The organism is Bacillus sp. AFS088145 (assembly GCF_002564465.1).
Classification (GTDB): Bacteria; Bacillota; Bacilli; order Bacillales; family Bacillaceae_G; genus Gottfriedia.
The window spans coordinates 159,579-179,178 of record NZ_NUUX01000021.1 but is presented as its reverse complement, the minus strand read 5'-3'; the positions used below and the strand labels follow the sequence as shown (position 1 = coordinate 179,178).

Sequence of the window (19,600 nt, the reverse complement as noted above, 5' to 3'; positions counted from 1 at the left end):
TTAAACTAGAACGTATATTCCTTAATTGAAGGATAAGGTAAATAAAAAAGAACAGGAATAAAGAGGAAAAGTAGATTGGACTGCAAATAAAATCCGGAAATTTGCAAATAAAATAAGCAAATCTGCAATTAAAAATTGAGAATCGCAAATAAAATTAAGTATTACCTATACCAGTAAGGGTATCAAGAGCTAATAATTGTACAATAACAGTAACTTTGAAATGAAAAACTACGAAATATGCTCTAATACATACTAAATCGTCCAAAAATCATCTAATAAGCATAAAAAATGAACGATTTAATTTATTACAGAAGAAATGTAAATTGAAATACCCCACTATTCGAATTAAAATCCAATATTTTAGCGAAAAAGAGGCGCCTCCTAGTCAATTTATCTGACTTTTGAGACAACCTCTAACCAATCTCTTATCTTTTTCCTGCCCTACTTATTCAACCTGAAAATCATATACTTGTAATTTTTTTAATGCTTTACCAGCATTGCCTTTACTATTCTTTACTTCTATCTTACCTTCGAAAACACTTTGTCCATTTGCTAAGTCAGTAATACTGAATTCTTTATTGCTCTTATCTGGACCTTCTACATTATTCGTAATTGCGTACAGTTTTCCGTCAATAATTTTATAATTTGAAAGATTATTACCCTTAATTTTAGAAGTAAGTACTGGTACACCTTCAACTTTTTTATTGTTAAGGTTATACTTTAATACTGAAAGATCTTTATCACCGTTCCTTATAAAATACAAGTTATCTTTATCAATGATTACATTACTCTGCTTCAATTGTTCTTTTTGTTCATTCGATAAATTTAAAGGTTCTTCTTTATCAGTTTCTAAATTAAATACGAATACTTCATTACTAATTTCTTCAGTTGTTGTTTCTCCATTCGTTTGAACCGTATCCTTTAGTTTTGCCTTTTTATAAACACTAAATTTAGAAGGAATCGTTTGATCTGATTCTGATATCGTATTTTGTAATTCAGTATGAGTGTGTGTCTTTTGGTCATTGGATGATTTATTAATCACTTTACGATCAACAATTTTCTTTTGGTTTACATTAATTCGATACATAACTAGTTCAGTTTCATCGACATTTACATCTGAATTTGTATTATTTTCTATCGTTTTATTTTGATAAGTAGTGACAATTAAATCCTTACCAATTAATTGTACATCCTCTACATCAATATATGAGTAGTTTTCTTCACCTGGGATATTAATATTAAATTTATAACGATCTTTATTTTGAAGATCAAGACCATCTATATACATTTTAAAATGATTATTTTTATGATCATACGTACCACCAAGTTTTCCACCTTTTACATCAGCATGCCATGCAAAATCTTTATCGATATAAAATTGAGAAGAAGAAATTTTTCCGCGCATAAAGTTTCTTTCTTTCTTTTTTAAATCATTTAATTTCTTTAAATCATAGTATTCACTATCAAGTTCACTAAGCATTGAATTACTGTCTTTATATTCACTTCCATCAGTAGTAATACTTAAACCTCTACCACCTTCTTGACCATATCCAGCGCTAATAGATAAATTTTTAACGTATTTCGAATCTCCATTTTCAGTCTTTAAGTAAAATTTAGGTAACTTACTTTCCGACATAGCTACCTTCGTAAAAAACGTACCTATACTGATTGTCGTGACAACGGCTATTACTGCCAAATTACGATATCGCTTCATTCTAAACTCCTCCTTACACCGATACTTTGTTTTTTAATAAATATTTACTAAATAAGATTGAACCTGTAATAATGATTGCCAAAAGACCTATTTCCATATAAATGACTTCGCTTGGATAAAATGAGAAATCATTTCCAAAAACGTAAGATTGAATAATCTCTGGTATAAGAATTAAAACTACAATCGCCATAGCGTATAAGATTCCAAATATTATACCTTTCCAACGATAGCTACGTTCTAATAGAATGAATGTGAAAAGAGTAAATACTAAGCCCATTCCAATAAGATATCTAAAAATAAAATCTACAAAATTACTTGGTAAAATCATTTGAAAAATAGTAGGACCCATAACAAGATCAACTGTATTCATTTTTCCTAAAAGTTCGCTTGGCACGATTTGTTGAAATACATTTATTTCAATTGGTAAAAGTATTAGTTGAAAAGCCAGTAAACTCAACACCATAATTAAGATCGTAGTCGCTTTAGCAAAGTAAATTGTCATTCTTGAAGTTGGTAGCATAAATAAACGGTAAATAAACGTATTTTTTCCGAAATAATCTCTATACCAAATGATAAAAATATAGAACATCATTAAAGCGATACTAATCACAATTGGACCAATAAATAATGCATGATTAGCAACGTGGTTAAAGCTTAGCAATCCATTTGATGCAATAAATTCCTTCGTTGCTTTCATAGAACTTGCGTAATTTGCATCATTCGCCAATTTCATATAAGAAGACTTTACTACAAATAAACTCACAAACTGCGATATAGCTACTATAATAAGTAACCCTATATATAATTTAAAAAATCGATTAACTTCAAAATTAACTAGTTTTAAATATCGTTTCAAGATTCATACACCTCTCTCATTACGTCCATCACTGATTTGCCTTCTTCTAATCGAATTTCTTCTGTATAAAACTCTTTCAGAATTTCACCGTTATCTAATAAAACGACCTTATCGATTAAATGCTCGATATCACTAATTTCATGCGTAGTTATAATCACGCCTCGATCCTCAATTAAGTGACTCGTAAACACTTTTGCAATTTGTTCTCTACTAAACATATCGATACCAGAAAAAGGTTCATCCATCAGAACATAATCTACATCTAGTCCTAAACCCAAAAGTAAATTTGCTTTTGCAGCATTCCCTTTTGAAAGCTCACCTAGTTTCTCGTCTTCCTTTAAACGGAAAAATCCAAGTAATTCTTTTGCACGCTCTGGATTCCAATTCACATAAAAATCCTTCATAAACTGCATTGCTTCTCCAACTGTAAAACTAGGTAGCATTGTAAGTGTGTCTGGAATAAACGTGATATTTTCGTACATTGTATGATTCATTTTCTTATCATCTATTAATATTTCACCGCGATCGATTGGCGTAATCCCCATAATTGCCTTCATCGTAGTAGACTTACCAACACCATTTATACCAATTAAACAAGTGATTTCTCCTTTATTTGCTGTGAAAGAAATATCACGTAAAACATTTTTACGGCCATATTTTTTTGAAACATTCTTTACTTGTATCATTTAAGCCTCTCCTTTCTTTTCTTCTTTTATCTTTTGTTCATAATTTTTTTTAACCATAGTAAGTAACTCTTCTACAGGAACATTTATAACTTTAATTGAATCGACAAATTCATTTACAGCTTCCATAATCAATTCATTTCGTACACCATTTAACACTTTTATATCAGTGGTAATCTTACTAGGGAAATTTCGTTCAGTCGTAATCAATCCTTGTTCCTCCATTTCCTTGTATGCTTTTTGTACAGTATTTGGATTTATATTAAATTGAACAGCTAATTCTCTTCTTGATGGTATTTCTTGACCAGCTTCTAATAGTCTTTTGGCAATTTGTTGTTTAAAATGCCTAACGACCTGTAAATAAACGGGTTCACGGTTATTCACTATAAATTCCATCAATCCACCTCCTCGTTCTATATACGATTTTTGTAGTACGTGTGTGTACTACTTAGTTCATACACTTAGTGCATAACGATGTGTATTACTTAATTAATACACCTTATACGTGTACTATACATGTAGTACACCGAAATTGTCAAACACAAATTTAAAAATACTAGACTAAATTTGAAATGAACTGTTCCAATTAGTCTAGTATTTTTACACTATCCTTAATTTAGTTTTTTTCGATCTTTTCGAACAACTAAAAAGTAAAAGAAGACACTAGGCCAAGGGAATTGAATCATTCCTAACAGCCCCCATAACCAGGCTGAACGATTTCTCTTTTTAGCTTTTGTAAAAAGTGTGATACTTTGAGTTATTAAAATTATAAAGACTAAAACTAATATGATAATATTTTCTGTTGTCCATTCCACTTTAGATCAACTCACTTTCAATTTTCTTTTTATCTCGTTTAAAAATAATCGGTAGTGCAATAAAGCCTAAACCTTGAATCATAACAATGCTTACTGGTGCCTCTAAAGCAACAAGAAGTGTTCCGATGAATAGACTGCATGCTACACAGATAAATACGATTAGTTCTTTAAGAAAAATGGTCTTCTTTTTTTCCTGGTGTATTTTAATTTTTTCTGTAATCTCATTGATTGAAGGTTCGTTAATATTCGTTATTTCATCAAACTGCTTAAATGCTGAAACAATTTCTTCTTTATCCATCTTGCATTAACTCCTTTCTTAATTCCTTCATCCCATTATGAATTCTTGATTTAACCGTTCCTTCTCGAATTCCCATCATATTTCCAATTTCTTCGTTCGTATAGCCGTAGTAATGCTTTAATAATATGGCCGCTCGCACTTCCGATTTAAGCTTTTCAAAACCCTCCATAATATCACTCCACTCAAACCCTTTATAAGCCAACTGCCAATTTAAGGAACGTGATAATTCTACAGACTCATTTTTTTGCCAAAACCATTCACGCTTTTTCTTTCTTTGTTGATCTAAATAAAGTCTAGTAGCGATTGTAATTAACCAAGTTGAAAATTTTGATTGACCATTGTATTTCTTTATATTGTCAAAACCTTTCAACATCGTATCCTGCACTAAATCTTCTGCAGTTTGTTGATTTAACGTCATCTTCAATACGTATCTATATAAAAAGGAATAATGGATTTGGAAAAGTTTGGCAAATGCATCTTGGTCACCTTGCTGAGCATATTTTATAATTTCTAATTCATCTAAATCTGCCATTTCTTCCTCCTTCCTAGCTAACTTATTCAATATTTATTTAGTTTTCATTTGTTATACGAATAGGTTCTACAAATCGTTCATTTTTCTTTAAATTTTTTTCAAAAAAAAAGAATGAAGGGCAAATTTCACTTTACCCTTCACTCTTACTAAACTTATTTAGGACGATCAATCGTAAACATTTCCCCAACTTTAGCATAGTCATTCCCTGCTAAACGACTAACTGCTTTTAAGCCATCTGCATCGATCCGTCCATTTTCATAAATTTCATCTTCTATATGAAAATAAACAACCTTGCCTATTAATAAGTCACAAGCCTCATTATCTTTACCTAATGGAATCGCCTGTTCTAAAATACATTCCATACGAATTTTTGACTCCTTCACTCCTGGAACTGAAATCATTACACTTTCTACAGGTGTTAAGCCGGCTAATTCAACTTCACTTTCAGTAGGTGACAATGCAGCTGCTGTTTTATTAATTGCTTCAACATTTGATTCATCAACAATATGGACAACGAACTCTTTTTTCTCAATCGCATTTCTAGCTGTATCTTTTTGTTTACCGTTTTGTCGCTGAACTGATACAGATATCATAGGTGGATTAGACGTTACGATGTTGAAATAGCTAAATGGTGCTCCATTTAAGACATTCTCATTTGATTCAGTTGTAACAAAAGCAATTGGCCTTGGAATAATCCCACCAATTAAGAACTTATAATTATCACGATCACTTAAATCTGATGGAGAAAAAGATTTCATCATTATTGCTTGCTCCTTAAAAGTTATTTTCGTACCAAACTGTTGCTGCTTCAATTTCCGATCTTGTTAGGCTATGCCCCATGTTTTCCCAATGAGTAACGACTTTTGCACCGGCACCCTCTAATAATGATGCTAATTCTTCTGTTTCTTGTGGTAAACAGATTGGATCATTTTTGCCTGCACCAATGAAGACTGATACATCTTTCATATTTGGTAATTCTAGATCACGAATCGGTACCATTGGATGCAATAGCATTGCTCCTTTAAATACATTTTCATAATGGAACAGTAGACTTCCAGCAATGTTTGCACCGTTTGAATAACCAATTGCGATCATATTGTTTGGATCAAATCCATGTTCTTTGGATGCCGATTCAATAAACTCTTTTAATTCTTTTGTACGGAAAACTAAATCTTCCATATCAAATACGCCTTCAGCTAATCGTTTAAAAAAACGTGGCATTCCATTTTCACTCACATTTCCTCTTACAGATAATACAGAAGCTTCATCATCGATCATACCTGCAATTGGTAATAGATCAAGTTCATTCCCACCTGTACCATGTAATAATAAAAATGTTGGTTTCGATGGATTACTTCCTCTGTTAAATACGTGCTTCATCGTCATTCTCCTTTCACTTCTCTAACAACAATAGGTTGTAAGTGTTTTTCTATTATTTCACGATGTGGTTCCTGCCACTTTGGTAGCATTAACTGTTCTCCTAAATGGTCTATATCCTCATCAATCATAAATCCTGGTGGATCAGTTGCAATTTCAAATAAAATCCCACCATTTTCACGAAAATAAATTGCATTAAAATAATTTCGATCTTTTACTTCAGTAACTCCATAATGATTGTCATATAACTTATCTTGCCATTTTACATGTTCTTCATCATTACTTGCCCTCCATGCAATATGATGGACAGTTCCTACTCCCATAGCGCCTCTTCCTACTGCTGCTAATTCAATATCGATAATATTTCCGATATCACCGGCAGCTTTAAAACGTAAATAGTTACCCTCTTGACCTAAGCACTCTAATTCCATTACGTTTTCCAACAGTTCAGCTGTTTTATTTGGTGCTCCAGAATATAAAACTGCACCACCAAACCCTTTAATGGCTACATCCTTTGTAACACCATTAAATTCCCAAGTATTTTCCTGGCCAGCTTCCCTTGCTACTAATTCAAGCTGTAAGCCATGAAAGTCTTCAAATTGAAGAAATGTTTCTCCAAATCGACTTACTTTTTTTGTATGAACATTAAATGATGCTAAACGGTTTTCCCAAAATTCCATTGAGTTAGCTGGGATTAAGAACGTTGTGATTCCTACTTGCCCACTTCCCACTTTTCCTCTATATGCATTTGCCCAAGGGAAAAAAGTCATGATCGTACCTGGTTTTGCAGTTTCGTCTCCAAAATAAAAGTGATACGTACCTGGATCATCAAAATTAATTGTTTTTTTCACAAAGCGTAAGCCTAATATCCCAGCGTAGAAATCCATATTTTCTTGTGGATCACCAACTATCGCAGTGATATGATGAATCCCTTTCATTTTCTCCATAAACTCTCCTCCGTTCTAATTCATTTTTTATTTAATTTCCTTAATAAAGTAAGTAATTGTAATTGCTCTTCTTCAGTTAATTTGCTGAATTGAGCTTGTTGAAACTCATCCTGTGTAGGAACGATTTCTTCATACATTTTTTGACCGATCTCTGTTAAAGAGAGATATTTGTTTTTCCATTCTACTTCTCTTTTAATCCATTGTAGCTCTTCCATTTTCTTTAATAGATGAGTCACATTTCCTTTTGTAACAACTAATTTATCGGCTAATTCTTGCTGAGTAAGACGCTTATTTCTCCCAACATGGACTATTACATCAAATTGAGCAGTCGTCAGTCCCCACTTTTTCAATTGATTATTTGATTCTCTAACATTTTTAAGATAAAAACGAGCTAATCGAAACCAAAGTAATACTGCTAAATTTTTTGATTTATTTGCAGAAGCTTCATTATGACTATTTAACATTTTTGCACCTCTTTGATCGATCTTGTTATCAGTTTAATACTAAACTGATAACTTTGCAAGTAGATTGTTTTATCTAAATAAAAACCAATTTTCAAAAATTACTTTCGAATTCATTTCTATTTCATACCTTAAAATACTGTATTACACTACTTCTTCTATCTCTCTTAAATTCCCTTTAATTTCCTTCTTTTATTCTTTTTTTAATTAGTGATGATATAATTATGTTTAATTTTCAATAACTAGAAAGACAGGTAAAATAGATGAAAAAAAGACTACTGAAAATAAGTGCAAGTATTCTAATTTTGTTTCTTATCTTATTTGGATTGTACAAGCTAATGAACGCAAGATCTTTTCAGCTTTTTGGAGGATTAACAAATGAAGTACATACTAACCAAAAAGTAGTCGCTTTAACCTTTGATGACGGTCCAACTAAAAATGTTGATGACATTCTACCACTTTTAGATCAATACAATGCAAAAGCTACTTTTTTTCTAATCGGGAATGAAATTGAAAAGAATCCCGAGGAAACTAAAAAAATTGTGAATGCAGGGCAACAAGTTGGAAACCATACATATTCTCATGACAGAATGGTGCTAAAATCACCTTCATTTATCAAAAATGAAATTGAAAAGACAGATAGACTAATTCGAAAAGCTGGCTATAAAGGAGAAATCGAGTTCCGTCCACCAAATGGGAAAAAAATATTCGGCTTACCGTATTACATGCATAAACATCACCGAGAAACAATTACATGGAATTTAGAGCCAGATACTTTTTACACAAATCCTCAAGACAAAATAAACTATGTAAAGAACAATATTAAACCAGGCTCAATTATTTTAATTCATCCGATGTATGATAAAACTGGTAAAGAATTAGAAACGATTAAGGGTATATTGGATTTATTATCGAAAGATGGATATAAATTTGTGACAGTGAAAGAGCTTCAGAAGTTACAAAAAGACAAGTAGCATTATGCTCCTTGTCTTTTTTATATATTGATTAACGATTTTCTTCTAATAGTCCTGGTTTAATAGATAATTTAGTACTTAAACTAAAGACTACGACTCCTAACACAGTGCCAAATGTATTTAATAATAAATCATCAATGTCGCATGATCGATAATTATATCCAAGAAAAAATCCAGTGGTTCCTTGGATTATTTCAATCCCTAAACTTATAGTAAAGTAAAACCAACTAATATCGTTTTACTTTTCAAGATCTTCGGATAAAGAACTTGCAAAGCAAATCCTAATGGCATAAATAAGAGAATATTTCCGCCAACTTGCTTTAGAGCAATTGAAAATGATCCATATCTTATTGAATCTACAACTACTTTAAAGGGGACAAAATTATTTGTATATCCCATGTGATCCTCAATCATGACTTGAATTAGATATTTTTGATAAGGAAATGGGAACAAAGTAAAATCGACGAGACATATTACTATTTTTTATATAGCACATCTAATCATTTTTGATGTTTTCCATATACAAATGAACTAAATGTAAAAACTTTGAATATTACTTAAAAAAAAATCCAAAATAATACTGGTACTTTTTGAAAACATTTCAAAGGAGACATCTAGATGAAGAAGCAATTACTAAAATTCACATCTCTATTTTTATGTTTTGCACTTGTTTTATCCCCTATTAAATCCAGTGCAGAGCAAGTAGATACACGAGTTCATGGAAGATGCATAAGTAACTCGGCATGTAATTTCAAAGCAGATATGAGAAAGCTTTGGATGGATCATTTAATTTGGACTAGTAAGTATATTGTTAGTGCTGTTGCTGGAATGCCAGATAAGGATGTAGTACTTGCAAGACTCTTAAGAAATCAACAGGATATTGGGAATGCAATTAAACCATTTTATGGTGCTGCCGCTGGAGATCAACTTGCTAAATTACTTACCGACCACATTGTAATCGCTGGTAAGATTATTGATGCTGCGAAAGCAAATGATATGGCAACTTTAAAAACTTTGAACGACACTTGGTTTAAAAATGCAGATGATATTGCAGCACTTTTAAGTAAAGCAAATCAAAATTGGACAAACCAAGCTTTAAAAGACTTACTATATACACATTTAAAAATGGTAACTAATGAAGCTGTAACTAGAATAAAAATGGACTGGGACGGCAATGTAAAAGCATTTGATGCTGGTCTTCAACATATGATTCCTATAGCTGATACAATTTCTTCAGGCATTATTAAGCAATTCCCGAATAAATTTAAATCTTAAACAAACGTTTGATTAATTAGCAAAAAAGATGAATTTAGCGAAACTAAATTCATCTTTTTTCTGCTTATTTTAAATCATGCAATCTTTCCATGATCCGTCTTTTTTTATAAAACATTCTACCAGCCTCGCCAACATCTTCAATAGCTTGTTTATTTACATATGCACCAAATATTAAACCTGCAATTGGAACCATCTGAAATAGCTTTTTCCATCCCATGTTATCACGATATGTATAAAAAACTTCTCTCCAACCTTCAATTTGAGAAAAGGCTTTTTTTCCTTCAATATTTGTTAATTCTTCTAATATCGCCTTTTTACCGACTATATCAGCAGATGTAAATTGTAAGCATTTAATAATGAATACTCTCTCCATTTGATCATTTGGATCATAACCATAAGAAATTGCTATTTCTTGAAGTGTCTTTAATGTAAGTCCTAATAAGATTGGGATATCGATCGCTATCGTAAACATTCCACCAAAACCTGTTGTCGCTCCTTGGACTTTTGCAAATTGTTTACGACTAGCAATAAAATCATTCGAAACACGATCCATTTGCTCAAGACTAAGTTGATTGACCATTTCAATTTCGGTTAGTTCTTCAATAGAAAGCTCCTTACCCATCCTAGTTAGAGTTGAAGGAACACTAACTAAATATTGACCACCAGCATTCACATACTTAGATAGCTCATCTAAAATAATTCCGATCTTATCGTGAACGAACTTAGGTGTAATTTTATCCATGATCATAAATGGAATTCTACCGATTTTCTCCCAAAAAAATACGCTTTTCTGATCCTTCTCCCATTTTTCAATTTCATTAAGCTGCGTTATTAGATACTCTTTCGTTTCCATAAACACTCCTATAATTTTTAATCTAAACATAGTAACTACTAAAACTATAAAGCTTTTTGTGAAAAAAACCAAAAATAAAAAGGGCTATCTCATAAGCCCTTTATGAGTTAAGATATTTCATCTTTCTTACACATGAATATCTTATGAGTTACTAAATCTCTTCTTTTTGCTGTTTTACTTACTCATGAACACCTTATGAGTTACTAAATCTCTTTTTTCCTGCTTATATAAACACAAGGAATCCCATAAAAAGTGGGATCCCCTGTTCTAATGTTTAAAATGTTCCTAGTACTCAACTTAAAAATCTTATTTTTTCAGGATTTCGAAGCATATAAATACTACGATAACGGTCTCCATCTATTTCAAAACAAATTACGGTTGGCTCGTCACCTTCACTTTTAACAATTAAACCAATTTGATTATTGATCAAAACAATATCGGTTTCGGATGGAGAGTTAATTTTCTTCCTAACACCAACAAGGAATGCAACAACATTTTTCTGTAGATTGATTGGGCGAAGAGCAGCTTTCGTTTTGCCACCGGCGTCTGTAATTAGTACGATATCCTCCGTTAAAAGTGATATTAGCATATCTAAATTACCTGTTTCCGCAGCTTCAATAAATCGTTTTGCAATGTCTAGCTCTTGATTTAGATTTCGTTTTTCCACTACATCCTTACTTTGAACTTTGCGCTTAAGTCTGCTGAATATTTTACGGCAATTCAATTCGGTCTTATTTAAAATATTAGCGATTGTCCGGAAGTCAAACTGAAAGGCTTCACGTAATACAAATACTGCTCTTTCGGTTGGATTTAACTGTTCAAGTAAAACTAAAAATGCATAGGTTATCGTTTCATCTAAAATCATCTTTTCCATCGGATCATCATTTAAATCTTCAGGTAGGTTTTGAATAATCGGTTCTGGAAGCCACGGTCCTATATAAACTTCGCGTTTATTTTTTGAGGATTTTAATAGATCCAAGCAACGATTTGTCATTATTTTACATAAGAATGCTTTTATATTATTCGGCTGTTCTTTTTTGATGGATTGATTCATCTTTTGAACTGTGAGAAAAGTATCCTGTACCAAATCCTCCGAATCCTCAACCGATCCTAGCATACTATATCCGATTGAAAATAAAAGTGGCTTATATTGAGAATATAGATAGTCTACTTCCATGAAGTATCTTCTCCTCTATTTTAAAATAGTTGAAGTTCAAGCTTCTCATTTATTAGTTTAGTAGCATTTTTAACACTTGTTAGAGATGCATTCAATAGAAGTTCTGTCTCACCCACCCAGTCTCCTGCAATATAAATGCCTTCCAAGCCAATATCACTATTTGATAAATGATTGTCTAATTTATGAAATGGCTTTTTTATATCGTTAGAAACGATAAGCTTAGGAAGATAGCGTCGTGAAATTACATAGTCTCTCCAACCTGGTTGAAGCAAATCAAGTAAGCTTTCTAGTTCTTCCTCATCTTTTCGAGAATCTGTTTCGTTGACTGAGTTTAAATATTTCATTAGATGAACTACAATTTCGCCTTCTTTATTCGATAATTTAGCTACTGATGAATGATTTGAAAAATACCATGGTTGATCAACACCTAAAGCAAAGTTAAGTTTTGGATTTGGTAAGCCTTTCATTACAAGGTCAAGGCATGCAGCTTTTACTGGAATCATTTGATTACATTTTTGCAAAAATGAATCAGAGATTGGCTCATCTATTAACTTAACTAAATCAATCGGATTAATTGTTGATAACAAACAGCTGGTGTTGATTCTAGTATCATTTTTCAAGATAAGATTTATGTTTGGATAAGAGCCAGTAATTTTAGACACTACTGTACTATTTTGAATCGTAACACCAAGTTGATTCGCCTTTTTAATGAGGTCGTTAACAATTGATTGCCATCCTTCGTTTATATATAATACTTTAGCACTACGAAGCTGACCAATTGCCACTCTTGCACTTATCAATTCAGAATTACTTGTAAACGTAGATACGCGAATAAAAGCTAAAATTAAATTCTTTACTCGACGACTTGTTAGTTTACTATTTAAAAATTCTTCTAAACTAATATGATTGATTTCATCCAAATCCATTTTACGAATATGTCGGTAAAATCGAATAAATTCCATTTTTTCTTTCCATTTTAAATGATTACCTAAAAATAAATTGAATGCCTCGATTATTTTCATTTGATTAGATTGATCGCCAAGAATAAATGCACCACTCAATTTTGGAAGTTTGCCAGAAACAGTAACACCTACTTCATTTAAAATGTCGATACAGTTTGTATATAATGCGTGTGCTCCAAGATTTAAATGTGCATCGCCAATTGTATTCGAAATACCTCTCCCACCTAATTTAGATGCTTTATCCAATAGAAGTACTTTTTTACCTGCTTGAGCTAAGTAGATCGCTGCAGTTAACCCAGCAATCCCTCCACCTAATACAGTAACATCCCATTTTTGATGACCATCTATTTGATTTAAATTCATAATAATCTCTCCCTTTCCTTTTCTTCACTAATTAAGACGAATGAAATACAAAAAATGTGACATATAGTAGAGCAGGACTAGGAAAAATAATTTTTTTTAGGCTTCGGACGGGCTTATTTCATTTCTGTCGAATAGTCATAAGCAGAATCAGATAAAATTACTTTGACAGATAGAGTAATCATTGTTAACATTACTCTATCAGATAGAATAATATTATAGAAGGGGTGAATTGGTGAATTATGGTTAGAAGTGACATCATACGCGGGCATCTGGACTCAATCATATTAAAACTTATTTCTGAGAAAGACCGCTATGGATATGAGATTTCTCAAGAAATTGGGTTACGGACAGATAATCGGTTTCAAATAAAAGAAGCAACTTTATATGCTGTATTTCAGCGCTTAGAAAAAAAGGAATTAGTGGAAGCTTATTTTGGTGATATTACACACGGTGGAAAAAGAAAATATTACAAAATTACTTCATTAGGTAAAGCATATTTAAGTGAATTAGTAAAAGAATGGCAAGAAGTAAAAGAAATTATTGATCTATTCATGGAGGAGATAGAATGAAAAAAATTAGAAATCATATTGAAGAACTATTTAAAGATGTTCCTAAAACTGAACAGTCAGAAATAGTTAAACAAGAGATCATTCAAAACTTAGAAGAAAAAGTCATGTTTTTAATGGAAAATGGTAAGGAAGAAGAAGATGCTATAAACAAAGCAATTGTAGAATTTGGAGACATCGAGGAATTAAAGAGAGAACTTGGTGTTAAAAAACCAGATAGCAAGAAAGCAAATTTTGCAAAACTAAATTTATCCTATTCAATTTGGGGTAGTGGCTTACTAATCGCTTTCTTCTTATTTATTAATTTTTACTACACTCCGAAGACTATATGGTTTGTGTATCCAACGTTTGGTCTATTGTGGTGGCCTCTTTCAATGTATTTCTACTGGCAACGTAAAAAGTGAGGTGAAGAACAGTGAAAAATTATATCGGTTTTGCAACTGCAGGCTGTATTATGACGATGGTCTTTTTTATGCTCGTTAATTTTATTACATCTCCTAGCACGATTTGGTTCATTTACCCATGTTTTTTCATTTTATTTTGGCCAATTAGTTTATATTTCATTGGCAAAAGATCGATGAAGCAATTCTCACTCTTTAGTAGCATCGTACTCCTAGCTTTCTTGTTAACGGAGAACTTAATTCACTCACCTGATTATCTTTGGTTTTTCTATGCTGCTTTTCCAATTATTAGTTGGCCAATTCTCATGTATTTAGGTAAGAATGCAAGAACACGACCGATTGCTCTCCTTGGCAGTATCATTACGATCGCATACTATGGGTTTTTGAATTTTATCGCTTCTCCAGATTATCCTTGGGTCATATATCCGGCATTTGCAATTATTTGGTGGCCGTTATCCATTTATCATGCGAATAGAAATTCTTTTGTAGCATTTTCATTTACAGCTAGCATACTAATTAGTCTTTTCTTTACCATTGTAAATATCATTTCATCCCCAGATACAATTTGGGCTGTATATCCAATTTTTGCAGTTATTTGGTGGCCTCTAAGTATGTATTTTTATGGTTATCAAAAGAAACAAATATAAGCAATAGTTGGTGGACTTCATTCTATAGGGTCCATTTTATTTTTACAAATAAAAAAAGCGATTCTCATAAAGAATCGCTTCTTTGTATAGACAAAGTCCCAAAAACTAGATTTCATCGAGGCGTGAAGCCTGGTATGGAGCGGAGTTACCTTAGTAGGTAATGAGCACCGCTCAACAGCCGAAGCAACGCAGAAAGCGAGCGTTTGGCGGGCATCTGAAACTTATTCTGCTTCAGAAACCAAAGTAAATCGTTCATTAATATGCTGTGGATTTTCAATCTCGTCTAATAATGCAATTGCATAGTCAGCATAACTTACGTAGCTACTACCTTTTTTATTAACAATAAAATTGTCTTTTCCTTTTTGATAAGCCCCAGTACGTTTACCATTCGGATCAAAAAATGCCGCTGGACTAATAAATGTCCATTTAATATCAGTTGTTTTTTGTAAGTCGTGAAGACCTTTAGTCATATTTGATGCAGTAGCATAATATTCTTTTGGAAATTCAGGTGTGTCAACTAATTGAATCGTTTTTTCTTCATCAACATACAAGCTTCCAGCTCCACCAACTACGATTAATCTAGTATCGTTAACACCTTTTAAAGCATTTATTAAAACATTCCCAGCTTCAATATAAAGATTCTCGTGACCTTCTGCTGCTTTAAATGCACTTACAACAACATCAAATTGTTTTAAGTCAGCTGAATTTAAATCTAATAAATCCTTTTCCAATACAGATACTTCATTATTTGTTAATTTAGATGCATTTCTTACAATTGCTGTTACCTCATGTCCTCTTTCTACTGCTTCTTTTAAAATAAGGTTCCCTGCTTTTCCTGTTGCTCCAATAATACCAATTTTCATGTTTTTTCTTCCTCCTTAAATTTTTTAAAGTTGTTTTGAACTCAAAGTCGTAACTAAAATAGTTACAACTAGTTTAAAAAAATATAATTTATAGATGTAACAACAATAGTTACATCATTTACAAAAAAAATTGAATGATATTATCCAATTTTTTTACTTAATACTGTAACTAATTCTTCCATAGTAATTTCATCCAGTATTTTTTCCATTGCTTCTTGTGCTCGATTTAAAATTAGTTCTAGCACTGCTTGAATATTAGCACCGACTGGACAATTTGGGTTCGGTTTCTCATGAAATTGAAAAAGTTCTCCTTCTTCTACAACTTCAACCGCTCTATAAACATCTAAAAGAGTAATTTCATTTAAAGGCTTATGAAGTGAAGCTCCACCGGTTCCTCGACGGACTTGAATTAAGCCAGCATTCTTAAGTTTTCCCATTACTCTTCTAATTACGACCGGATTTGTATTTACACTTCCAGCAATCCATTCGGAAGTACAGAGCGCACTATTCTCAATCGTTACCAAAGATAAAATATGAACAGCAACGGTAAAACGACTACTGATTTTCATAGGATTCAACCTCCGATGTAACTATTATAGTTACAACGCTTATTAATTGTCAATACTATTTATTTTACACAAACTTAAAGGAAAGAAGCTACTAGTAAATAGATTCTTTCTTTACTTAATAAATGATGTAATTCCTAAACTTTTTATTAATAACATCTAAATCCCCTCTTACGCTTACTTTACATTAATCCATATAAAGCTATACCACCAAAAATAATAATAATAATACCTGATAAACGGTTAATTAATGTTAAAGACCGATCATTGATTCGAGATCTAAATAGTCCCACACCACTGCTTAATATTACCCACCACAAACTTGAACCACAAAAAACACCTAATACTAAAATGACGGAAGAAACAATATTGCTATTTGAATTCGAGATTCCTAATCCTGCAAAAATGGCGATAAATGATAGAATCGTCATTGGGTTTGTTAGCGTTAAAAATAAAACGGATAAAAACGCATTAATTATATTTTTCTTTTGCGTATCAGATTGAGTATAACTGGCTTTTGAAATAAGTGTTTTTACACCTAAATAGCAGAGGAAGAAACCACCGATTAACTGAATCCAAAAATGCTGACCAATTAAAAAATTCATAATAACAGTTAATCCAAAGCCTGCAACTAAACCATAAATACCATCAGCAGTAGCAGCCCCAAGACCAGAAACTAAACCAACCATTCTTCCATACGCTAGAGTTCTACGGATACACAGTACTCCAATCGGACCAACAGGTGCAGCAATTGATAAGCCAATTATTAATCCTTTAATATAAAATTCAAGATTCATGTTGCCCTCCCTACTCTATAGAAAATTTATGTTTTTGTAGTGGCAGTCGAAATGTTTCTTTCGTTGTATCCATTACAATTGTTGTTTTTGTTCTTATTACTCCCTTTAACCCTTTTATTTCATGGCTAATTACTCGATCTAAGTCTTTTGTATTTCTACTTCTAATTTTTAGTAAATAATCATCTTCACCCGCAATATGGTGACATTCCTGCACTTCCTCTAATTGATTAACAAGCTCTAAAAAAGGAGCTCGATTTTCGGGTCGCTCAAGCGAAACAGCTACAAACGCAGTTAATTCACTTCCAACTTTTTCTGCATCAACTAGCACACCAAACCCTTTAATCACACCTTGTTCAACTAATCGGTTAACACGTTCAGCAGTAGCCGGAGCTGACAAGCCAACCTCACTAGCTAAATCCGCCCACTTTATTCTAGAATTATCCATTAAACGATTAATAATTTTCAAATCGAAAGTATCCATCCGTTCTAACCTTCTTTTTATAAGTATTTATTTTATTTTACTTACTTTATGAAAGTTTTTCAATATTTCTTAATAAAAAAATCTCTAAATATTAACGTTTTATATACATATTTATTTACCGGTCATAATAAGATGAAAAAAGAAGACAATCTTTATTGAAGGGGGCGTCATTTTGTGAAAAGAGACCCGTTTGAATATCGAAAAAGGCTAAGGGAAAGAGAAAGAGAAAGAGAAAGAGAAAGAGAGTCTAATGAAGAAGTAGAAAAAGTATCAAACGAAGAGGCAGAAGAAAAACAGAAAGAAGAAAAACCTCAAACACATGTACATGAATTTGTAGCTAGTACTAAATTAGCAGAAGAAGATGACGATCGACATAATCATCGATTTGCTGGAGTAACAAGTGAAGTCATTCCCAAAGGAAGACACAGTCATATACACCGAATTGTAGTAAATACAGATTTTCTAGATCACCATCACGAAGTTATTATTGAAACTGGCCCCCCAATACCTGTAGGAAATGGTAAGCATGTTCACTTTGTCAAAGGGATGACAACGATCAATGATGGTCATGAACACGATCTTGAATTCGCAACATTAATTGATAGACCATTAGTATAGAGCTGATTTAATTTTCTTTTTATGTATATTTTATTAGATATAATATACATAAATTTCATTTCTCAATAAATTAGGGTCCTTAAATATAGGGTCCTTTTATCAACAAATTTTAACGATATATCAACTAAAACCTCTACTTTATAAGCAAAAAATACCACCATATCAACGAAGATCACAATTTTAGTGTTCGCATTTTTAATATTGAATACGTTATATAATCAACACGTTGAGAGGACCTTGCATAGAAGGTCCTCTCAACGTGTCCTTTTTATTTACAGCTAGAATGAAATCCTAAGTATTCCGCAATCCTTCAGTATTCATTAACACAATTCTCCATCCATCTGGGTCTTCAAATGTAATACTTTTTCCGAGCCAATAAGGATTCTCAGGTTCAACTTCAATATAACCCATATGATTTAATCGGTTTTTGACAAGATCTATTTCAGCTTTATGAGGATATAAAATACTAAAAGATTATCCTTTGTTGGGGCAGGGCATGGGCTTCCATCAATATGTTGAGTAAATTCTAAATGGTATTCAACATTAGGTAATCCAAACATGATTCCATCGTACCCATCGTGATTTTGAAAACCGCCCACACGTTTTAAGCCTAGCCCCTCTCCATAGAACTTACTTATTTCAGCTAATTGCTTTGTAGGTCTTGCAATTCTAAACTGAACCCAGTTTTTCATTGTCATCACCTGTTCCTTTAATAGTTTGATGCTGCCCATTCTTCATTTAGCTTTTTTGATATTTGTATATAGAGCTTCAATTCTTGAAATAAGCTATCTACTGAATAAGATGTATTTTCTTCTAACGCAGTACCTTCTGATATAAAATCTGAGGGATCAATCACAACTTGTTTCGATAAAACATTTGCATATAATGCTCTTAAAACAATTCTCATATTGTTAAGTGCATTAATGCCACCCTTTCCTCCACCGGCTACAGCCAATATTGCAACTGGCTTATCTTTAAAATGCTTACTACCTAAAAAGTCAAAAGCGTTTTTTAATGCTCCGCTCATTCCACCATGATATTCCGGTGTTGCAATGATCATAGCATCAGCATTTTCTAGCTGTAATCTTAGTTTTTGGATATTTGCTATTTCGGTTTGCTCCTCTTGACCATTGTAAATTGGTAAGACCAGTTCACTTAAATCAATTGTTTTCACATTGTATTTTTTCGAGATAATTGTAGTTAATTTACCTGTACGACCTTCTTTTCTTGGACTACCATTAATCATTATAATATTCATATTTTCCACTCCTTTAATTCGTACCTTTAGTATAGTCAATTAATAAAGTCCGAACTTCAGTCGTTTGATAGAACTTTTCTACACGTTTAGGAGTATATAAAAATGAAAAAAATCTA

26 protein-coding genes and 1 pseudogene are annotated in these 19,600 nt (G+C 32.2%); 6 read left to right on the top strand and 21 right to left on the bottom strand.

The annotated features are described in order from the left end of the window. Positions 1-445: 445 nt before the first annotated feature. The 10 genes from COI44_RS14010 to COI44_RS13960 form a co-directional block, all read right to left on the bottom strand. Complete coding sequence (locus COI44_RS14010; protein ID WP_098428517.1) at positions 446-1,714, bottom strand: hypothetical protein; 1,269 nt, start codon at positions 1,712-1,714, stop codon at positions 446-448. 13 nt (positions 1,715-1,727) lie between these two features. Beyond that, complete coding sequence (locus tag COI44_RS14005; protein WP_098428516.1) at positions 1,728-2,570, bottom strand: hypothetical protein; 843 nt, start codon at positions 2,568-2,570, stop codon at positions 1,728-1,730. Next, positions 2,567-3,256: an ATP-binding cassette domain-containing protein gene (locus COI44_RS14000; RefSeq protein ID WP_098428515.1), complete on the bottom strand. Its 690-nt coding sequence runs from the start codon at positions 3,254-3,256 to the stop codon at positions 2,567-2,569. The genes COI44_RS14005 and COI44_RS14000 overlap by 4 nt, the downstream gene beginning before the upstream one ends. Next, positions 3,257-3,649: a GntR family transcriptional regulator gene (locus COI44_RS13995; protein ID WP_098428514.1), complete on the bottom strand. Its 393-nt coding sequence runs from the start codon at positions 3,647-3,649 to the stop codon at positions 3,257-3,259. A 420-nt stretch (positions 3,650-4,069) separates the two neighbouring features. Then, positions 4,070-4,366, bottom strand: a complete 297-nt coding sequence (locus COI44_RS13985; RefSeq protein ID WP_098428512.1) for a DUF5345 family protein — start codon at positions 4,364-4,366, stop codon at positions 4,070-4,072. Next, positions 4,359-4,898, bottom strand: a complete 540-nt coding sequence (sigY, locus tag COI44_RS13980; protein WP_098428511.1) for an RNA polymerase sigma factor SigY — start codon at positions 4,896-4,898, stop codon at positions 4,359-4,361. Before sigY ends, COI44_RS13985 begins: the two co-directional genes overlap by 8 nt. Before the next feature lie 152 nt (positions 4,899-5,050). After that, positions 5,051-5,656 (bottom strand): flavin reductase family protein, encoded by a 606-nt coding sequence (locus COI44_RS13975; RefSeq protein WP_098428665.1) that lies wholly within the window; start codon positions 5,654-5,656, stop codon positions 5,051-5,053. Between the two features lie 16 nt (positions 5,657-5,672). Then, a complete protein-coding gene (locus COI44_RS13970) occupies positions 5,673-6,278 on the bottom strand; it encodes an alpha/beta hydrolase (protein WP_098428510.1) in 606 nt (201 codons plus the stop codon). A 2-nt stretch (positions 6,279-6,280) separates the two neighbouring features. Next, the gene (locus COI44_RS13965) at positions 6,281-7,222 is read right to left on the bottom strand and encodes a ring-cleaving dioxygenase (protein ID WP_098428509.1); all 942 of its coding nucleotides are present in this window, start codon (positions 7,220-7,222) and stop codon (positions 6,281-6,283) included. Positions 7,223-7,242: 20 nt separating this feature from the next. Then, positions 7,243-7,686, bottom strand: coding sequence for a MarR family winged helix-turn-helix transcriptional regulator (locus COI44_RS13960; protein WP_098428508.1), 444 nt, complete (start codon positions 7,684-7,686; stop codon positions 7,243-7,245). A 260-nt stretch (positions 7,687-7,946) separates the two neighbouring features. Here COI44_RS13960 and COI44_RS13955 point away from each other — a divergent pair, with 260 nt between their 5' ends. Then, positions 7,947-8,657, top strand: a complete 711-nt coding sequence (locus tag COI44_RS13955) for a polysaccharide deacetylase family protein (RefSeq protein WP_098428507.1) — start codon at positions 7,947-7,949, stop codon at positions 8,655-8,657. A gap of 31 nt (positions 8,658-8,688) precedes the next feature. On the opposite strand, the gene COI44_RS24860 is transcribed toward COI44_RS13955, so the two are convergent. After that, complete coding sequence (locus tag COI44_RS24860; RefSeq protein ID WP_353616017.1) at positions 8,689-8,847, bottom strand: VanZ family protein; 159 nt, start codon at positions 8,845-8,847, stop codon at positions 8,689-8,691. Between the two features lie 17 nt (positions 8,848-8,864). Next, entirely contained in the window at positions 8,865-9,131 is a 267-nt protein-coding gene (locus COI44_RS13945; protein ID WP_286163932.1) for a VanZ family protein, read from the bottom strand. Positions 9,132-9,275: 144 nt separating this feature from the next. Here COI44_RS13945 and COI44_RS13940 point away from each other — a divergent pair, with 144 nt between their 5' ends. Beyond that, entirely contained in the window at positions 9,276-9,932 is a 657-nt protein-coding gene (locus COI44_RS13940) for a glycosyltransferase (RefSeq protein WP_098428505.1), read from the top strand. A 64-nt stretch (positions 9,933-9,996) separates the two neighbouring features. Here the strand turns inward: COI44_RS13940 and COI44_RS13935 are convergent, their stop codons facing one another. From COI44_RS13935 to COI44_RS13925, 3 genes are all read right to left on the bottom strand, one after another. Continuing rightward, on the bottom strand, positions 9,997-10,785 hold the full coding sequence (locus COI44_RS13935) for an EcsC family protein (RefSeq protein WP_098428504.1): 789 nt from the start codon (positions 10,783-10,785) through the stop codon (positions 9,997-9,999). A 292-nt stretch (positions 10,786-11,077) separates the two neighbouring features. Then, on the bottom strand, positions 11,078-11,962 hold the full coding sequence (gene sigJ / locus COI44_RS13930) for an RNA polymerase sigma factor SigJ (RefSeq protein ID WP_098428503.1): 885 nt from the start codon (positions 11,960-11,962) through the stop codon (positions 11,078-11,080). Between the two features lie 20 nt (positions 11,963-11,982). Beyond that, positions 11,983-13,287 carry an FAD-dependent oxidoreductase gene (locus COI44_RS13925; RefSeq protein ID WP_098428502.1) on the bottom strand — a complete coding sequence of 435 codons (1,305 nt, stop codon included), beginning with the start codon at positions 13,285-13,287 and terminating at the stop codon, positions 11,983-11,985. Between the two features lie 239 nt (positions 13,288-13,526). On the opposite strand from COI44_RS13925, the gene COI44_RS13920 reads away from it, so the two are divergent. Genes COI44_RS13920 through COI44_RS13910 form a run of 3 tightly spaced genes read left to right on the top strand, consistent with a single transcriptional unit; the run spans position 13,527 to position 14,901 of the window. Further along, positions 13,527-13,856, top strand: coding sequence for a PadR family transcriptional regulator (locus tag COI44_RS13920; protein WP_097973583.1), 330 nt, complete (start codon positions 13,527-13,529; stop codon positions 13,854-13,856). Beyond that, complete coding sequence (locus tag COI44_RS13915; RefSeq protein WP_098428501.1) at positions 13,853-14,257, top strand: permease prefix domain 1-containing protein; 405 nt, start codon at positions 13,853-13,855, stop codon at positions 14,255-14,257. The genes COI44_RS13920 and COI44_RS13915 overlap by 4 nt, the downstream gene beginning before the upstream one ends. Before the next feature lie 11 nt (positions 14,258-14,268). Then, positions 14,269-14,901 carry a hypothetical protein gene (locus COI44_RS13910; RefSeq protein WP_098428500.1) on the top strand — a complete coding sequence of 211 codons (633 nt, stop codon included), beginning with the start codon at positions 14,269-14,271 and terminating at the stop codon, positions 14,899-14,901. A gap of 221 nt (positions 14,902-15,122) precedes the next feature. On the opposite strand, the gene COI44_RS13905 is transcribed toward COI44_RS13910, so the two are convergent. The 4 genes from COI44_RS13905 to COI44_RS13890 all read right to left on the bottom strand — a co-directional run bounded on the left by COI44_RS13905 (position 15,123) and on the right by COI44_RS13890 (position 17,608). Beyond that, positions 15,123-15,764, bottom strand: a complete 642-nt coding sequence (locus tag COI44_RS13905) for an NAD(P)-dependent oxidoreductase (protein ID WP_098428499.1) — start codon at positions 15,762-15,764, stop codon at positions 15,123-15,125. A gap of 140 nt (positions 15,765-15,904) precedes the next feature. Next, positions 15,905-16,333, bottom strand: a complete 429-nt coding sequence (locus COI44_RS13900) for an Rrf2 family transcriptional regulator (RefSeq protein ID WP_098428498.1) — start codon at positions 16,331-16,333, stop codon at positions 15,905-15,907. A gap of 179 nt (positions 16,334-16,512) precedes the next feature. After that, positions 16,513-17,127: a LysE family translocator gene (locus COI44_RS13895; RefSeq protein ID WP_098428497.1), complete on the bottom strand. Its 615-nt coding sequence runs from the start codon at positions 17,125-17,127 to the stop codon at positions 16,513-16,515. Between the two features lie 10 nt (positions 17,128-17,137). Further along, positions 17,138-17,608, bottom strand: coding sequence for an Lrp/AsnC family transcriptional regulator (locus tag COI44_RS13890; RefSeq protein WP_098428496.1), 471 nt, complete (start codon positions 17,606-17,608; stop codon positions 17,138-17,140). Positions 17,609-17,782: 174 nt separating this feature from the next. Between COI44_RS13890 and COI44_RS13885 the strand changes: the two genes are divergently transcribed. Next, positions 17,783-18,226, top strand: a complete 444-nt coding sequence (locus COI44_RS13885; protein WP_098428495.1) for a YmaF family protein — start codon at positions 17,783-17,785, stop codon at positions 18,224-18,226. 291 nt (positions 18,227-18,517) lie between these two features. Here the strand turns inward: COI44_RS13885 and COI44_RS13880 are convergent. Both COI44_RS13880 and COI44_RS13875 read right to left on the bottom strand, forming a co-directional pair. Then, positions 18,518-18,918 (bottom strand): annotated as a pseudogene (locus COI44_RS13880) (VOC family protein). Between the two features lie 17 nt (positions 18,919-18,935). After that, on the bottom strand, positions 18,936-19,484 hold the full coding sequence (locus COI44_RS13875; protein ID WP_098428494.1) for an NADPH-dependent FMN reductase: 549 nt from the start codon (positions 19,482-19,484) through the stop codon (positions 18,936-18,938). Positions 19,485-19,600 lie beyond the last annotated feature (116 nt).

What these genes read in the sequence shown, in the direction of transcription:
- COI44_RS13905 (WP_098428499.1), bottom strand. Translation starts at nt 15,764, where the DNA reads ATGAAAATTGGTATTATTGGAGCAACAGGAAAAGCAGGGAACCTTATT.
- COI44_RS13875 (WP_098428494.1), bottom strand. Translation starts at nt 19,484, where the DNA reads ATGAATATTATAATGATTAATGGTAGTCCAAGAAAAGAAGGTCGTACA.
- COI44_RS13900 (WP_098428498.1), bottom strand. Translation starts at nt 16,333, where the DNA reads ATGAAAATCAGTAGTCGTTTTACCGTTGCTGTTCATATTTTATCTTTG.
- COI44_RS13985 (WP_098428512.1), bottom strand. Translation starts at nt 4,366, where the DNA reads ATGGATAAAGAAGAAATTGTTTCAGCATTTAAGCAGTTTGATGAAATA.
- COI44_RS14010 (WP_098428517.1), bottom strand. Translation starts at nt 1,714, where the DNA reads ATGAAGCGATATCGTAATTTGGCAGTAATAGCCGTTGTCACGACAATC.
- COI44_RS13965 (WP_098428509.1), bottom strand. Translation starts at nt 7,222, where the DNA reads ATGGAGAAAATGAAAGGGATTCATCATATCACTGCGATAGTTGGTGAT.
- COI44_RS13925 (WP_098428502.1), bottom strand. Translation starts at nt 13,287, where the DNA reads ATGAATTTAAATCAAATAGATGGTCATCAAAAATGGGATGTTACTGTA.
- COI44_RS13975 (WP_098428665.1), bottom strand. Translation starts at nt 5,656, where the DNA reads ATGAAATCTTTTTCTCCATCAGATTTAAGTGATCGTGATAATTATAAG.
- COI44_RS13920 (WP_097973583.1), top strand. Translation starts at nt 13,527, where the DNA reads ATGGTTAGAAGTGACATCATACGCGGGCATCTGGACTCAATCATATTA.
- COI44_RS13895 (WP_098428497.1), bottom strand. Translation starts at nt 17,127, where the DNA reads ATGAATCTTGAATTTTATATTAAAGGATTAATAATTGGCTTATCAATT.
- COI44_RS13935 (WP_098428504.1), bottom strand. Translation starts at nt 10,785, where the DNA reads ATGGAAACGAAAGAGTATCTAATAACGCAGCTTAATGAAATTGAAAAA.
- COI44_RS13915 (WP_098428501.1), top strand. Translation starts at nt 13,853, where the DNA reads ATGAAAAAAATTAGAAATCATATTGAAGAACTATTTAAAGATGTTCCT.
- COI44_RS13955 (WP_098428507.1), top strand. Translation starts at nt 7,947, where the DNA reads ATGAAAAAAAGACTACTGAAAATAAGTGCAAGTATTCTAATTTTGTTT.
- sigY (WP_098428511.1), bottom strand. Translation starts at nt 4,898, where the DNA reads ATGGCAGATTTAGATGAATTAGAAATTATAAAATATGCTCAGCAAGGT.
- COI44_RS13970 (WP_098428510.1), bottom strand. Translation starts at nt 6,278, where the DNA reads ATGAAGCACGTATTTAACAGAGGAAGTAATCCATCGAAACCAACATTT.
- COI44_RS13995 (WP_098428514.1), bottom strand. Translation starts at nt 3,649, where the DNA reads ATGGAATTTATAGTGAATAACCGTGAACCCGTTTATTTACAGGTCGTT.
- COI44_RS13940 (WP_098428505.1), top strand. Translation starts at nt 9,276, where the DNA reads ATGAAGAAGCAATTACTAAAATTCACATCTCTATTTTTATGTTTTGCA.
- COI44_RS13960 (WP_098428508.1), bottom strand. Translation starts at nt 7,686, where the DNA reads ATGTTAAATAGTCATAATGAAGCTTCTGCAAATAAATCAAAAAATTTA.
- COI44_RS14000 (WP_098428515.1), bottom strand. Translation starts at nt 3,256, where the DNA reads ATGATACAAGTAAAGAATGTTTCAAAAAAATATGGCCGTAAAAATGTT.
- COI44_RS13890 (WP_098428496.1), bottom strand. Translation starts at nt 17,608, where the DNA reads ATGGATACTTTCGATTTGAAAATTATTAATCGTTTAATGGATAATTCT.
- sigJ (WP_098428503.1), bottom strand. Translation starts at nt 11,962, where the DNA reads ATGGAAGTAGACTATCTATATTCTCAATATAAGCCACTTTTATTTTCA.